This is a genomic window from Chitinophaga caeni (assembly GCF_002557795.1).
GTDB classification, from domain to species: Bacteria; Bacteroidota; Bacteroidia; order Chitinophagales; family Chitinophagaceae; genus Chitinophaga; species Chitinophaga caeni.
The window spans coordinates 1,711,374-1,724,562 of sequence record NZ_CP023777.1 but is presented as its reverse complement, the minus strand read 5'-3'; the positions used below and the strand labels follow the sequence as shown (position 1 = coordinate 1,724,562).

The window sequence follows — 13,189 nt, the reverse complement described above, 5'->3', positions numbered from 1 at the left end:
TTTTAGTATTCCCCTACTTTCACAATGTTTCCTAAGTGATTAATTCGAACCTTAATGATTCCATCCAATGGTTCCAAGCTTTGTAACCTATGAAAGGTCATTCCTTTTAATGTTAAATTGTCATCTTCCTTTGCTTCAAGGTGATGCCTAAATACAAAATACCTATCCGCCAATTTCTGAACCCTAAACAAATACTTACTAATCAAAGTCTTATTTTTCGGATCCAACAAATCCACTTCCTTTGGGTCAAACCCATCTCCGGGAAACAAGAAATACTCATTCTTCTTCATCGTAAATAAGAATTGCCAACCCTCTCCTTGGTTATAAGATTTGTCGATGATCGGTAAGCCTTGATTGGCTCTTTCAACCGCCTCATAAAAGGATACTAGTTTGTCTTGTAGCTTTCCGTTTGCGTCCCTGTAGATGGCTACATGGTGATTATTCCCGGTACTTACAAAATCTACTGGTTGTTTATTCCCTTCCTTGTCCAAGATATGATTGCCCAAATGATCCCGCTTATGATGCAATGCCTCCGCATTACTCACCCCTGTAATGGTAACCCTTTTGATCGGGATATTTTTAGATGGATCTCCATCCTTGGCCTTGTTTAACCAAATGGGGTTGATATCCAAGTTAGAAAAGGCTTCCTTCGCATCTTTAGAGGCCTTTAATCGTTCGAGCAAAATGTTTCTTATTCCAACATCAATTACTTTCATGATGCTCTTTTCATCACTGAAGTTTTCGGGAGTGATGTCTTTTCGAATGGTATATTCCGGTTCTAGTTTCACTACTTTTACTTTTGCCGGCAATACCTCAGAGCCCTCCCCGTTAATATAAATAGGATTCTTTGCCGGGCTGTTTTTCCCGGTAAATGCCTTTTTAGGATCATGGCCATTTGCTGCCAATCTTTGTAATAAAGCCGCTTTATACTTGGGGTTGGCCACGGTTTCTATAAGCTCCGCATTGAATTTAGCGCCGATGGTTTCTTCTTTAGTGTTGTACCTATGCAATATTCCATACACCGTTTCCTTATGAAGCGATCCCCTTGGCGTAAGCTGTATGGGCGGATATTGAACCCCTTCCTTCAGCTTTTTTACCTTGTAGCGATTCCTATTATTGGTTACAACCTTATTTTTTGCTTTAAAGGACACTAATATCTCTTCTAAAGCCTTCTTTGCCGCAACCCTGAAATTAGGCATAGGCGATTTGAACCGCTTCTTTCCATTACCATCTTTATCTTGGATATATTCGGTCTCCTTTTTCTCAATGGCAATGATGTTTCCATGCATTTTATGGCTTTCGTTCTTCCTGGCATTGAGATAGTTTAAATATTGTACATGGTTATGCTTGGTAAAAGCTACTGTAATGGCATCCATCGCGTGGTGACGGTGATCGTTCCGTTTCGTCCAATCCTTTATGACCTCTTTTTGAGAACCGTCTTTACGCTCCCTTAATTCGGTATAATTGATGGCCCTGTATTTGGGAAGATTCAGCTCCTGCATAATATTCATCAGGTCCCAGTCTTCCCGGAGGCGCGCGGTAATACTGCCGGAGGTAGCCACCACATCCCTACAGATGGTTTCCAAGATTGTACGGGCTTTTTTTGCTATGTATTGACTATTTCTCAAATCCCTTTCTATGAAGCCATCCCCTATTTCAGAAGCGGGCATCAGTAGTTTTTTCGCTTTAGCTTTGGCACCGGGATTTGCCTTAATGTTTTTATCGAGATAATCCTGTACCCTTGATTTAAATGCTTCCAATTTTTCAGCGCCGTGCACCTGTTCAATGTAATCATAAGCAGTACGGTTACCCTTATTAAGATTCACATCCCTTGGCGTCAGCGTTTTATTCGAAAAGCTATCATCGAATAATGACTGTTGCGGGATGATATGATCGACATCATACTTATTAGAAAACAGCTCCTTCCTATTTATATAAGCATTAGTATATAAATCATGATAACCATTAAAGCTCAATTCTTCGTATAATTTGAATTTAATGATATCATTCCTGCTAGGGTTGGCAATGCCAAACTCTTTCTGGATGGTATCCCTGATCGCTTTATGATCCCGGTCGGCCTGTGCTATTTGCCTGCTCATTTCCTCCCTTTCGGCAGCATTTTTCTTCAGTTCCCGGGCCAGCTCAATCCTGATTTCGTCGGGTTTACCCATGTTGGGATCTTCGATGATGGCATTAATCACATGTACCAGTTGGTTGAGAATTTTTTCAACTACCGGGTTACGCAGGCTGTTCTTCGGAATTAATTCTAATCTATCCTCCAGCTTCCTGCTTTCTTTCTCTTCTTTAGTCAATGAATTGGAATGGTTATAACTGGCTAATGCACAAGCTTCGTCATACTTATTGGTAATGATGAAAGGCATTATTTTTCTCAAAGCTTTCGTGCTCAGGTTGGCATAATCATCTTCAAAAGATATGCTTGCCAATACTTTAGCTTGCTCCTTACTAAAACCGAATTTCTTTTCCAGCGTTTGATACAATTTTTCATTACCGGAGGCAGAATCATCGCTCTCGTAAGAATATAATATGTGCCATAATAAATAAGAATCTTGCTTCTCAAAAGCTTTGCCATCGAGTTGTGCATCAAAATCCAAGATAGATGTCTTGATGCCGAGCGATCCGAATATTTCTGCTATTATGCGGGTAATTTCCTTGGCGGGTAAGGTGGAATCAGATACGGTAATTTGATCTTTATCTGATTTTACTTTCAAAATATCTGCTAAATCGTATCCGGCATCTTCCAAAATTCTACAATATACATTGTACAAGGTATTATTGGTTCGGTTAGCTTCCAATTTTGTAAAGTTCATATCAGCCGTCTTAGGATTAAGCTTTAATAACTTCAGGGCTTCGGTTTTACTCAGTTCTCCCTTCATGTTAAGGTGCTCAAAGAGGAGCTGTTTTTGTTCTTCGCTTAATCTACCCTTTACCCCATCGGCTTTTATTTCCACGTTTTGTAAATTTTGCCACACTTTGAACTCTTGGAACAAGGGGGAAGATTTCGGGCAAACCCTATACCCGGTGGTTTTGATGATTTGCCTACCGTTTTTGGTAACCAGGCGTTTTTGTTGTTCAAACTGGCAAAGGGAAATTAATCCCTTTTGAGATTTGAGCTTTCTTTGATAAAATATTGTAATATCCCCGATCTCTTTTTTCAGGTCATTCGTCAATTCGGGGTGAAATTGCGCTTGGCAAGACCAGGTTCTTTCAAATTCATCCAGGTAATCTTGCCTGTAGAATACTTGGTTCTTAAGCCGTGCATGGGGGTTCTCTTTTAATTGTTTATAAAGATATTCCCCAACGGTCTGCTTATTGAAAAACAGTTCTTTACTCTTGTCACCAATGGCTCCGAGATAGCCGCTGGAACTATTGATGTCATTATTTACCTGGGCAAGAACGAATGCTACTTCCTCGATGCTAAGCTCCTTTTGGATAGCATCACTTCTAAGCTGATAAGATGCTAATTTCTTTTCGTCTCTCTTACCTTTTATTTCAGCCGTAGTAATGTTTAATTCCTTATAAAAGATGGCAGCGGTGGCTTTTTGCCCAACGCCATCTAGCTTTTTTAACAAATCGGTAGTGAGTATTGAAGGATGGAATGCCATTTGGAAATTCCATACTTTCATAAATTCATCCTGTAGATCTGATCGGTAAAAACTGGGCAAGGATTTTTTCTCATTCTTTAACAGTTCCAGGCAATATTGTCCCGGCGTAATTTTATCATGGAACAGTTTTTTTGCTACATCCATACCGTCAATAGCCTGCCCTTCCTCCTCGCTTTGCACTTTCCGGCTGCTTTTATAACCTCTTTTCTTATTAAGCATCAGCAGCACCCTGGCAAATTGGAGTAAAGAAATCTTCTCATGAACAGCCTTGGCCCTTAATTCATAAGTTTCAAAGGTGGTATGTTTACCATCCTCTGCAAGAATCGCATCTTCCGGTATAATATTATACTGCTTAAACAATTTTATCAATTGTTTCCTGCGCATTTTATACCGTTGCAAATTGCGGCGCATACTTCTTTTAAGCGTCCTGTTGGCATTGATAGATAAAGGTTTGCCTTTCTCGAATTCGAGTTGCTCATCCGTTGAAAGCGCTACTAGCCTAACGCCTGCCTGTACTATTTTAGACAGCTCTCCAAAGTTGGTATCTTCATGAACGAAAGCCCAACCTATAGAAGTGACCCCCAGGTCAATTCCTAATACATTTTTAACCATAGTTTGAGGTTAAGGAATTAAAGAATGTTAATTGATGTGAATTGATAACAAACAATCACACGCAGGTTCTATACAGTTAAAATTTTTATAAGTCCTGATCATAAGTGGATAGGAAAATAAATTTAGGAAAATTTAATAAATCTATATATCTTCACATCGAAGCAAATCACAATAAGGGTTATCCCGCTGTGAAAACATTAAGTTTCCCTCGACTTTAACGGGGGTTTTTTTATGTCCAAAAGTTAGGTTCTTCCATTCGTAAAATTTTACGGGAAACCGTAAACTGTCAATATACAAACTTGTATATGATATGTATTTCAATTATTTATACTTCCTTTCTCATCAGCGAACCTAGCAATGCATGCATTTACACCAGGTTTCCGCATCCCTTCCAAATTCAATTTTAATATCGTAATTTCCTATACCGGAATTTCCAAGAAAACCCATCCAACAGCTACAAATGCTTATGAAGAAATGTATTTACTTCTTGCTGATATCCATGACACACCTGTGCGCCTCTGCACAAAAAAATAGCTATACGGTATTTTTTAAAACATGGAATTACCTTAAGTATTATCACCCCGACTTTGCAACCGGGAAGCTGAATGCCGATAGTTTGTTCTTACAGGACGTAAAAAAAATTACTGCTACGACCGATCATAATGCCGTGATCGCTTTATTGACAAATAATTTGCAACAACATTTCTCCACGGCAGCAGCTAAGGCGACCGCTACCGATGTCATAAAATCCAATCAAGATTTCAGTTGGTTCCGGGAGTCGGCCGGCATCGATAAGGGTCATAAACAATTACTGGAAAACATTTACCAACATCGTTTTACCGGCCCTCAGCATTATTATATCCCTAACAATGGCTATGAAGCTGATATCCCGCATGAAAAGGTTTATGATTTCCCCAAAGAAGAAAATCTCCCGTTGGAATACAGGTTACTGGCGCTGGCCAAGATACAAGGCTGTATCGATTACTTGTACCCTCATAAGCAATTAATGAACAAAAATTTTGATGCTTATTTCGAAAGTTTATTATCTCGCACCATCACTTGCCAATCGAGGAAAGATTTTGAAATTATCCTTGCCAAGTTGGTAGCGCCTTTGGAAGATACACATGCCTTTAGTTTCTATAAACAATTGCATTTTGCGAAAGATATCTTCCATACAAAACTGTATGCACCTTTCGATTATAGCGTCTTTGATCATTACCTGCTGGTAACAAAATTGATGATTCCTGATGCCTGCCAAAAAGCCGGTATCCATGCGGGCGATAGAATTGTTGCGGTTAATGGTAAAAGCATCCAAGATATCATACAATCTAAAAAGGAATTATTATCGGCTTCCAACCCGTCAGTGCTATTATACAGGATTTCTCAATACCAGGACAATCTAATCTGGCCGGATGATATGGCGCTTAAAAAACTGGCTATTCAAAGAAATAACTCCGGGGATACAGTGGAAACAGCAATAGAATTTATTAAACCTACAGATAAAAAGCATATTGATTCGATTGTACAATACCTGAACGATGAAGCGAAACGCAAAAGGCAGCATCGACTGGAACATCCCGGGATTGCTTATTTCAGGATCGATCAAACCTACAAGTTTATCTCCGGCGTAGCAGATGATCATATCGATCAAACGATGGACAGCCTGCTACTCGCTGCTTCTCAACAGAAAGCGATCATTTTCGATATGAGGGGATATCCCGATTGGGGCGGATTTGTTTACACTTATATTTATAAATATTTTGCTGATAAGGATAATTATTTCGGTAAATATTATCAACAGTACCATCAAAATATAGGAACATTTATTTACGCGGATCAACCTGCCATATATTTTCCAGTGCTAACAAATAAAAGCCGCCATACTTATAATGGTAAAGTCTTTATCATCGTCAACCCGCAAACATTAAGCGCCAGCGAATGGAATACGATGAACCTTCAATATATTTTCCCGGGATCGGTTACCATAGGACAACAATCTGCCGGGGCAGACGGTGATATCAAGAGAATGGCCTTGCCGGGCAACTATAGCTTGGAATTTACCGGCAATGGCATATTTTATCCTGGCGGCGCACCCGCTCAAAAAGTAGGCGTACATATTGATGAAAAGATAACTTACCGGGATATTGATTTATTAAAGGGGCAGGACCTGGAATTTGATTGGATTATAAAAGAAATATTATAAGGTTATCCCTGGTTGTTCCGCCGCACCATCTCGTTAATCCAGATCGGCGCAAAAGGAGAAGTACAGCCTTTCGACACCGGGTAATCCCTGTAAATGCCCAATTTCTCCCCGATAGATAGGGCCCTTTCACGGTATCCGGGCATACAAATACCGATCTGTGCCAGGGTTGAGTTCATCGTCCATTGAACTTGCGGCGCGGCCTTCGGCATTTCTTTCTCAATGCGATCCAATAAGGCTTCTATATCAATACCTTCCGGTTCGCGCGCCACACGACCGCTGGTCAGGCTCCAACCCAACCTTGCCGCTACCGGATCCTTTGATTTCATCCACTCCAAGCGGAGCGCCTCTTTATCGGGATGAGCTTTTATAATATAGGAATACAGCCAATCAACAACATTTACAAATTGCACCGATCGTATCAATTCCTTGATATCATCTTTCGACACTTTTTTTGGCTTCATGATTAATATAGCCAGGAATTGCGCATCGATGATGCCCGTATCCCAAAGTTCCAAGGCCAATTCATGATCGGATTTGATGCTTTGCGCTACCTTCCTGATATCGCCCATCTTAACCCCGTATTGATGATCACTTGCCCCGGCCTTCTTATGCTGCAAGCGCATTTTTTCGGAACCCAGGGATTCTAATTTGGCCAGCGTTTCTTTTAGTGTCATGTTGAATGAATAGAAAATATTAAATAAATATTCTTAGCAAGTTTCTACACGTTCTAAATTTACAAAAATACAGGGATATTGTTTCCGGGCGTGCCCCTTCGGGTCGGGCTGCTCCGGGGTGCCGTATCCTTCACGCGGGCTTTCCCGGAACTGCCAAACAACCTTTTCTAAAAAACTTTAAGAAACATTCCGCTTTATATCCATCGCAAAACTATTCGAGGACAAGAAATGCAGCAACACCGCAAAAAATGCCAGGTGAACCAACTGGGCCGGCAAAGCTTCCCAATTTTCAACCACCGTAGTTCCGAATATTAATAGCAACATTACTATTGCTCCTGCAACAAGCGCTTGGCGGGTGAATAACCCCAACACTAACAACAATCCTACTATAAACTCGGCAATGGGTAAGGCATAACTAAATGCCTGTACAGCGGGCGCAGGCATCCATGACTGCTCAAAACTCTTCATCATCCAGCCGCTAAAAGCATTCAACTTCGGCAAACGTACTAACCCGTGGCCGAACATGCTCAAGGCAACACCCAACCTTAACAAGAGGTAACTGGTTTTATTCATATCAAAACAGGGTTTATTTAAAAATAGTTGATATAAGATATTGAATTTAAAATGTCAATACAATTTTTCCCACCGTTCTTCCGGATTCAATTTGTTGGTGAGCGCCCGTAATATCATCAAATGAAAATGCCGTGGAAACATGCGAGCGTAAAGTTCCATTTGCCAGGAGATCTGCAATGGCTTTCATGTTTTCGCCGCTGGACTGCACCATCGAAAAGCCGGCATTTACCTGGTTAACTTTAGCTGCTTCTACTACCTCCTGCCCCAAGCCCGAAGGGATGCTGATAATCGTCCCGCCTTTCTTCATTAAAGGGATGGTGCGAAGTACATTGGCATCCCCCAATGCATCGAGAGCAAAATCGATATCTTTCAGGGCATCCAGGTCCGCGGTATGATAATCTATATGTTCATCAGCGCCTAAACCCAGCACGAAATCCCTGTTCTTTTCTGAAGATGTGCCGATCACATACGCGCCCAAACTTTTGGCAACCTGTACCGCGTAATGTCCAACGCCACCGGATGCTGCATGTATCAATACTTTTTGTCCATCTTTTACTTGCGCCTGTTCCACGATCACCTGGTAAGCAGTTAATGCAGCCAATGTTGCAGCCACAGCCTCTTCATGGCTGACATTCCCCGGCTTTTTGGCAAGATGTGCCGCGGGCGCCGCAACATATTCCGCGTAAGCCTTTCCATGGCCGGGAAAACGGATCATACCGAATACTTCATCACCGGCTTTATATTCATCGGACAAACTTTCCACTACTAACCCTGAAACATCCCAACCTAATATTAGCGGACTTTCATCTTTAATCCGCCCGTAAACACCCTTCCCCATCCGGGTTTTTATATCAACAGGATTGATGCTGATAGCTTTCACCTCTATGAGCACTTCCCCCGGATGAATAGCAGGTTTATGAATGTCTTGATATTCAAAATTTTCCGTTCCACCGGGCTTTTGTAACAATATTGCTTTCATATTAGAATGATTTTGTAATTGCAAATTTATACCGGCAACTCGTATTATCTTTGGTATAATATTTACACATTTCTGTACTTTTACAGCATGAAACAAGAATTATTACATGCTCCGTATTCAATTTCTTATATAACCTTAGATGAAGGTCCTGAACCTGCCCATCGGCATCATTTCTTTGAATTGGTATATATTATATCAGGAACGGGAACACAATGTATTAATCAAAGTAAGTTTGATTACCACGATGGACATATGTTCCTGGTAACGCCGGAAGATTGTCATTCGTTTGATATCAAATCAACCACGACGTTTTTTTTCCTGAAGTTTAATAATATTTATTTGAAGGATAGCGGGATACCCGGTGAAAACATACAACGCTTGGAATATATACTGCAAAATGCATCCCATAAACAAGGTTGCATCCTGAAAAACCTAACCGATAAGCAGTTGGTACGCCCGGTAGTAGAGGCTATTATCCGCGAAACGATCAACCAAGATATTTACAACAGGGAATTGATACAGCAATTGGTCAATACATTGATCGTTGTCGTGGCGAGAAATATTGCTAAGTTTCAACAACTGGATGTATCGGAACAAACGGAAGCGAAAGCCCTTGATATTTTGCATTATATCCAGAATAACATTTATGACCCTGAAAAGCTGAAGGCAGATCACCTGGGCAAGCAATTCAATATTTCCTCGGCATATTTAAGCCGTTATTTCAAGCAGCATACAGGTGAAACCATGCAGCAATACCTAGGAAATTATAAAACACAATTGATTGTTCACCGCCTATTGCACTCCGATAAACGGATCACTGAAATTGCAAACGAGTTTAACTTCACGGATGAAAGTCATTTCAATAAATATTTTAAGAAGCAAAAAGGTCTGAGTCCAAAGGAATTTAGGAAACAAGCCAGGGAAAAAGTAGTGGAAAAAATGGCTTAGCAATACCACGAAACGAATATCGATATTGCCAAAATGAAAAACCGGCTGCCTAGCAACGGCATACCGGTTTCAACAATATCCTACCACGGTTTCTATTTCATCAAAATCCTCTAAAAATCATCCCCGGGGCCTTTGAATCAATTAAGCAATCAACGTAGCATTCAATTTAATTTCAAAGCTGAATGCATTGCTAACGGGACAAGTTTTTTCAGCGCCCGCGGCTAATTCTTGAAATTTCTCTTCCGTAATCCCCGGTACTTTTGCTTTTAATGTTAATTCCGATAAAGTGATCTTACCATTATCCAAAGTAATAACCGATTCGGTTTCAAGTGATTCTACAGTGTAACCGGCCTGCGTTAAATCCAGGTCCAATTTCATGGTAAAACAACCCGCATGCGCCGCAGCCAATAACTCTTCGGGGTTGGTGCCCACACCATCGGCAAAGCGACTGTTGAAAGAATATTGTGTTTTGTTCAAAGTAGTACTTTGCGTGGTTAAATGTCCTGCGCCTGATTTAATGTCGCCATTCCAAACGGCAATTGCTTTACGTTTCATGATGATAAGTTTTTATTGTTAAATTAATTATGTACCATTTAGTACAAAAAATGATAAAAAAAAGTTATGCTATGATGTCCAAGTTTAAAAGCATGAGTTGTTTCAAAGCTTTAGGTTCATGCTGCATCCGCTTGGTGATATTGATACCGTTCCAAAGATTCACGAGGTAGAGCGCCAATTCTTTCGATGATAACTTGGTTTCCAGTAAACCCATTTTCTTACCTCGATCCATCGCTTCCTTGAAGATGGCTTCCAGGATGTCAAGGTTCTTAACTGCCTGCAACTTTAGTTGAAGATTTTGATCACTCACTTGCACCAAAGCATTTCCGAAATAGCAGCCTTTATCGCCAACCGGCGACTGTTCCGTAACAAGCGACAAGAAAAAATCCTTCACTAAACGCACCGGGTTCGCACATGACTGTACCCCTTTTCTAAACTCATCGAAATGGCGGTGTACCACGCGATCCATAGTTTTCTCGAAAAGCTCCTGTTTCCCACCTTTGAAAGCCAGGTAAAAGCTCCCCTTCCCAATCCCCATGGCTTTGAGCAAATCATCAGCAGAAGCATTTTCGAAGCCCTTCTCCCAAAACACGTTCAACGCCTTTTCCAGTATTGCATCTTCATCATATATTTTCGGTCTGCCTGCCATGTTCATTTCCTTTGACAACCCAAAGGTATAATATTTTACCAATTAGTACAAAATTATTTTTAACGATGAATATATAGTCAAAATCTATATCATATCAATATTCTATAATCACATCCAGCCAATTAACCAATCCATCAATCCAAAAACAACCCATAAAAAGCCATAAAAAAAATTGAAACTCCGTGAAATCCTGCAATCATTCCTAATCCGTGACGGTTTTTTGTCCGTTTTTTACAATGTTTTCACCGCTGCTTTCTACAATTTTGTATTACAAATCCATCATCATGAAAACAATTTTAACGATCTTTTGCTTGGTTAGCTTTTCGATTGTTTCAGCGGCCCAATCAAAAAATCATCCAACAAAAACACGCAGTATGAAAGTAAATGCAGGTATTATTACATCCAAACTGGCAGAAAGCAAAGAGTTTTACACCGAAGTATTACAATTCGGTGTCCTCTTCGAAAACGAATTCTATCTATTGTTATCTGATCCCGAGGGCAATCCGGTAATCAGCTTCTTGCTGCCCGAACATCCGTCGCAGCAGGCTTTATTTCAAAAGGCATTCCAAGGCAGGGGCATGTACCTCACGATCGAGGTAGCGGATGTAGACACTTTTTACAAGGAAATACAACAAAAGAAAGTGCCTATCAAAATTGAATTGAGGGATGAACCTTGGGGCGACCGTCATTTTGCGATCGAAGATCCCAACGGTATTGGGATTGACATCGTTCATTATACTGAGCCGGGGGCCTAGCCATGAAATTGGTATAAATTAAAATTAACAGCGAACAGCTTTATTCGTAAAAAAATAGCCACCGATCGGAACCGGTGGCTATTTTATAAATAAGTTCAATAAAGATATCTTAGGATTCTTTTTCTTCCGTCATCTTCTCCGGCTCTTTATGTCCTTTATGGCAAGTGTAACAAGTTACTTCCCTTGCTTCGGCGCCACCGAAGAACTTCTTATTGATCTTAGTCGTCATTTTCATCATGCCGCGCGCAATGCCTTTGTGTTTGTTGGCATCGCTGGCAAAGTCCATCTTTTTAGGATCATCCGCACTCTTAGCATGGCAGAAGTTACATTTAACACCCAACGAAGCATTAAAGCCCCTCATGATGCTTATCAGCTCCTTAGGATCAATTTTTTTAGGTAATACTTTCAAATTTTTTGGCTTCTCGTTGTGCTCCTGGAGAGGGATTGCCAATGAACAAAGCGTAACGGTGGCGATAGCAGCCAACAATAATGTAACAGTGATTTTTGCCTTCATAATTCAATTTTATGCTTCCGGGTAACCAGATTTTGACCTAAAAATTAGCCTTCCTTGCTAACTACAATGCGACCTTGGACGAATAGATATTTCTAAACTAGGAAAAATCTTTGAATATAAGAGGTTAAATTTCAATATAATTCATCACATATACATAAATGGCAAAAAGCCTACCCCGAAATGAGGCAGGCCGTCGTTAGTGAGCACCATTCATGAAGTTAGTTCAAGGTAAAAATGGCAACCACCGGCCTATGATCAGAAGCATAAGCGCTTTGGGATGCCACGTACCCATTTGGAGAATTGTAGGACTGAACACTGAACTTGTTGATAGGTGTGTAAAGAATATAATCGATCGTACGATCGGGATTATCTGATGGGAAGGTATTCGGGCATTGCTTGATGCAACCCGTTGTTAAATATTGCTTGATGATAGACATCGTTTCCGATTCCGGCTTCGCATTTAGATCCCCGGCGATAATAATCGGTAATTGTAATGATGTAATGATTTTCTTTAACTCGTTGGCCTGCAAAATGCGGTTATCTTCCAGTGCCAGGTGGTCCAGGTGGGTAGATGCAAAATGAAATTCTTTACCTTCCTTTTCAACCGTGATCAAAGCTACGGAGCGCGTTTCCCCGCCTACGCCGCTTGCAACCGGGAGGGAATACCTGGTAGCGTTCTTTATAGGGAATTTAGACAATACGGCATCTCCATATTCCCCGCCTTGCAAATCCATAGCTTTCGTGAAATACCATTCCATTCCTGTCAACTTTGCCAAATCCCTCGCTTGATGCACATCTTTTCCAGTCCTGGTAGTGAAAGCATCGACTTCCTGCAAAGCCACTAAGTCCGGGTTCTCCGACTTGATTACTTCCGCGATCATATCCAAATCGGCCGGGGTACCGCTGCTGGCACGCGCACCGTAGATGTTATAAGTCATTACCTTCACCTTGGGTTTCTCCTCAACGGGTGGATCTCCAGGATCCCCACCATTAGAATTTTTCGACTTGCTACAGGCCAGGCATAAGATTGACAAAATTAGAATCCAATATCTCATGTTCTTATTTTTCTTTCAAGTTCAAAACCGGGCATTCTTAAAAGAAGCC

11 protein-coding genes are annotated in these 13,189 nt (G+C 40.8%); 3 read left to right on the top strand and 8 right to left on the bottom strand.

Annotated features, from left to right (window positions below; all coding sequences use genetic code 11):
* Positions 1 to 2: 2 nt before the first annotated feature.
* Entirely contained in the window at positions 3 to 4,235 is a 4,233-nt protein-coding gene (gene cas9 / locus COR50_RS07220) for a type II CRISPR RNA-guided endonuclease Cas9 (RefSeq protein WP_098193375.1), read from the bottom strand.
* Positions 4,236 to 4,701: 466 nt separating this feature from the next.
* On the opposite strand from cas9, the gene COR50_RS07215 reads away from it, so the two are divergent.
* On the top strand, positions 4,702 to 6,438 hold the full coding sequence (locus COR50_RS07215) for a S41 family peptidase (RefSeq protein WP_157760677.1): 1,737 nt from the start codon (positions 4,702 to 4,704) through the stop codon (positions 6,436 to 6,438).
* A gap of 2 nt (positions 6,439 to 6,440) precedes the next feature.
* On the opposite strand, the gene COR50_RS07210 is transcribed toward COR50_RS07215, so the two are convergent.
* The 3 genes from COR50_RS07210 to COR50_RS07200 all read right to left on the bottom strand — a co-directional run bounded on the left by COR50_RS07210 (position 6,441) and on the right by COR50_RS07200 (position 8,664).
* Positions 6,441 to 7,112 (bottom strand): DNA alkylation repair protein, encoded by a 672-nt coding sequence (locus COR50_RS07210; protein ID WP_098193373.1) that lies wholly within the window; start codon positions 7,110 to 7,112, stop codon positions 6,441 to 6,443.
* A 177-nt stretch (positions 7,113 to 7,289) separates the two neighbouring features.
* The gene (locus COR50_RS07205) at positions 7,290 to 7,685 is read right to left on the bottom strand and encodes a DoxX family membrane protein (RefSeq protein ID WP_098193372.1); all 396 of its coding nucleotides are present in this window, start codon (positions 7,683 to 7,685) and stop codon (positions 7,290 to 7,292) included.
* A gap of 46 nt (positions 7,686 to 7,731) precedes the next feature.
* Positions 7,732 to 8,664 (bottom strand): NADP-dependent oxidoreductase, encoded by a 933-nt coding sequence (locus COR50_RS07200; RefSeq protein ID WP_098193371.1) that lies wholly within the window; start codon positions 8,662 to 8,664, stop codon positions 7,732 to 7,734.
* A gap of 87 nt (positions 8,665 to 8,751) precedes the next feature.
* Between COR50_RS07200 and COR50_RS07195 the strand changes: the two genes are divergently transcribed.
* Positions 8,752 to 9,612: a helix-turn-helix domain-containing protein gene (locus COR50_RS07195; RefSeq protein ID WP_098193370.1), complete on the top strand. Its 861-nt coding sequence runs from the start codon at positions 8,752 to 8,754 to the stop codon at positions 9,610 to 9,612.
* A 141-nt stretch (positions 9,613 to 9,753) separates the two neighbouring features.
* Here COR50_RS07195 and COR50_RS07190 read toward each other — a convergent pair whose 3' ends face one another.
* Entirely contained in the window at positions 9,754 to 10,167 is a 414-nt protein-coding gene (locus tag COR50_RS07190) for an OsmC family peroxiredoxin (protein WP_098193369.1), read from the bottom strand.
* A 64-nt stretch (positions 10,168 to 10,231) separates the two neighbouring features.
* Positions 10,232 to 10,834 carry a TetR/AcrR family transcriptional regulator gene (locus COR50_RS07185; RefSeq protein ID WP_198405801.1) on the bottom strand — a complete coding sequence of 201 codons (603 nt, stop codon included), beginning with the start codon at positions 10,832 to 10,834 and terminating at the stop codon, positions 10,232 to 10,234.
* Between the two features lie 266 nt (positions 10,835 to 11,100).
* Between COR50_RS07185 and COR50_RS07180 the strand changes: the two genes are divergently transcribed.
* Complete coding sequence (locus tag COR50_RS07180) at positions 11,101 to 11,571, top strand: VOC family protein (protein WP_198405800.1); 471 nt, start codon at positions 11,101 to 11,103, stop codon at positions 11,569 to 11,571.
* 109 nt (positions 11,572 to 11,680) lie between these two features.
* On the opposite strand, the gene COR50_RS07175 is transcribed toward COR50_RS07180, so the two are convergent.
* On the bottom strand, positions 11,681 to 12,085 hold the full coding sequence (locus COR50_RS07175; protein WP_098193368.1) for a c-type cytochrome: 405 nt from the start codon (positions 12,083 to 12,085) through the stop codon (positions 11,681 to 11,683).
* 218 nt (positions 12,086 to 12,303) lie between these two features.
* Positions 12,304 to 13,140, bottom strand: coding sequence for an endonuclease/exonuclease/phosphatase family protein (locus tag COR50_RS07170; protein WP_098193367.1), 837 nt, complete (start codon positions 13,138 to 13,140; stop codon positions 12,304 to 12,306).
* Positions 13,141 to 13,189 lie beyond the last annotated feature (49 nt).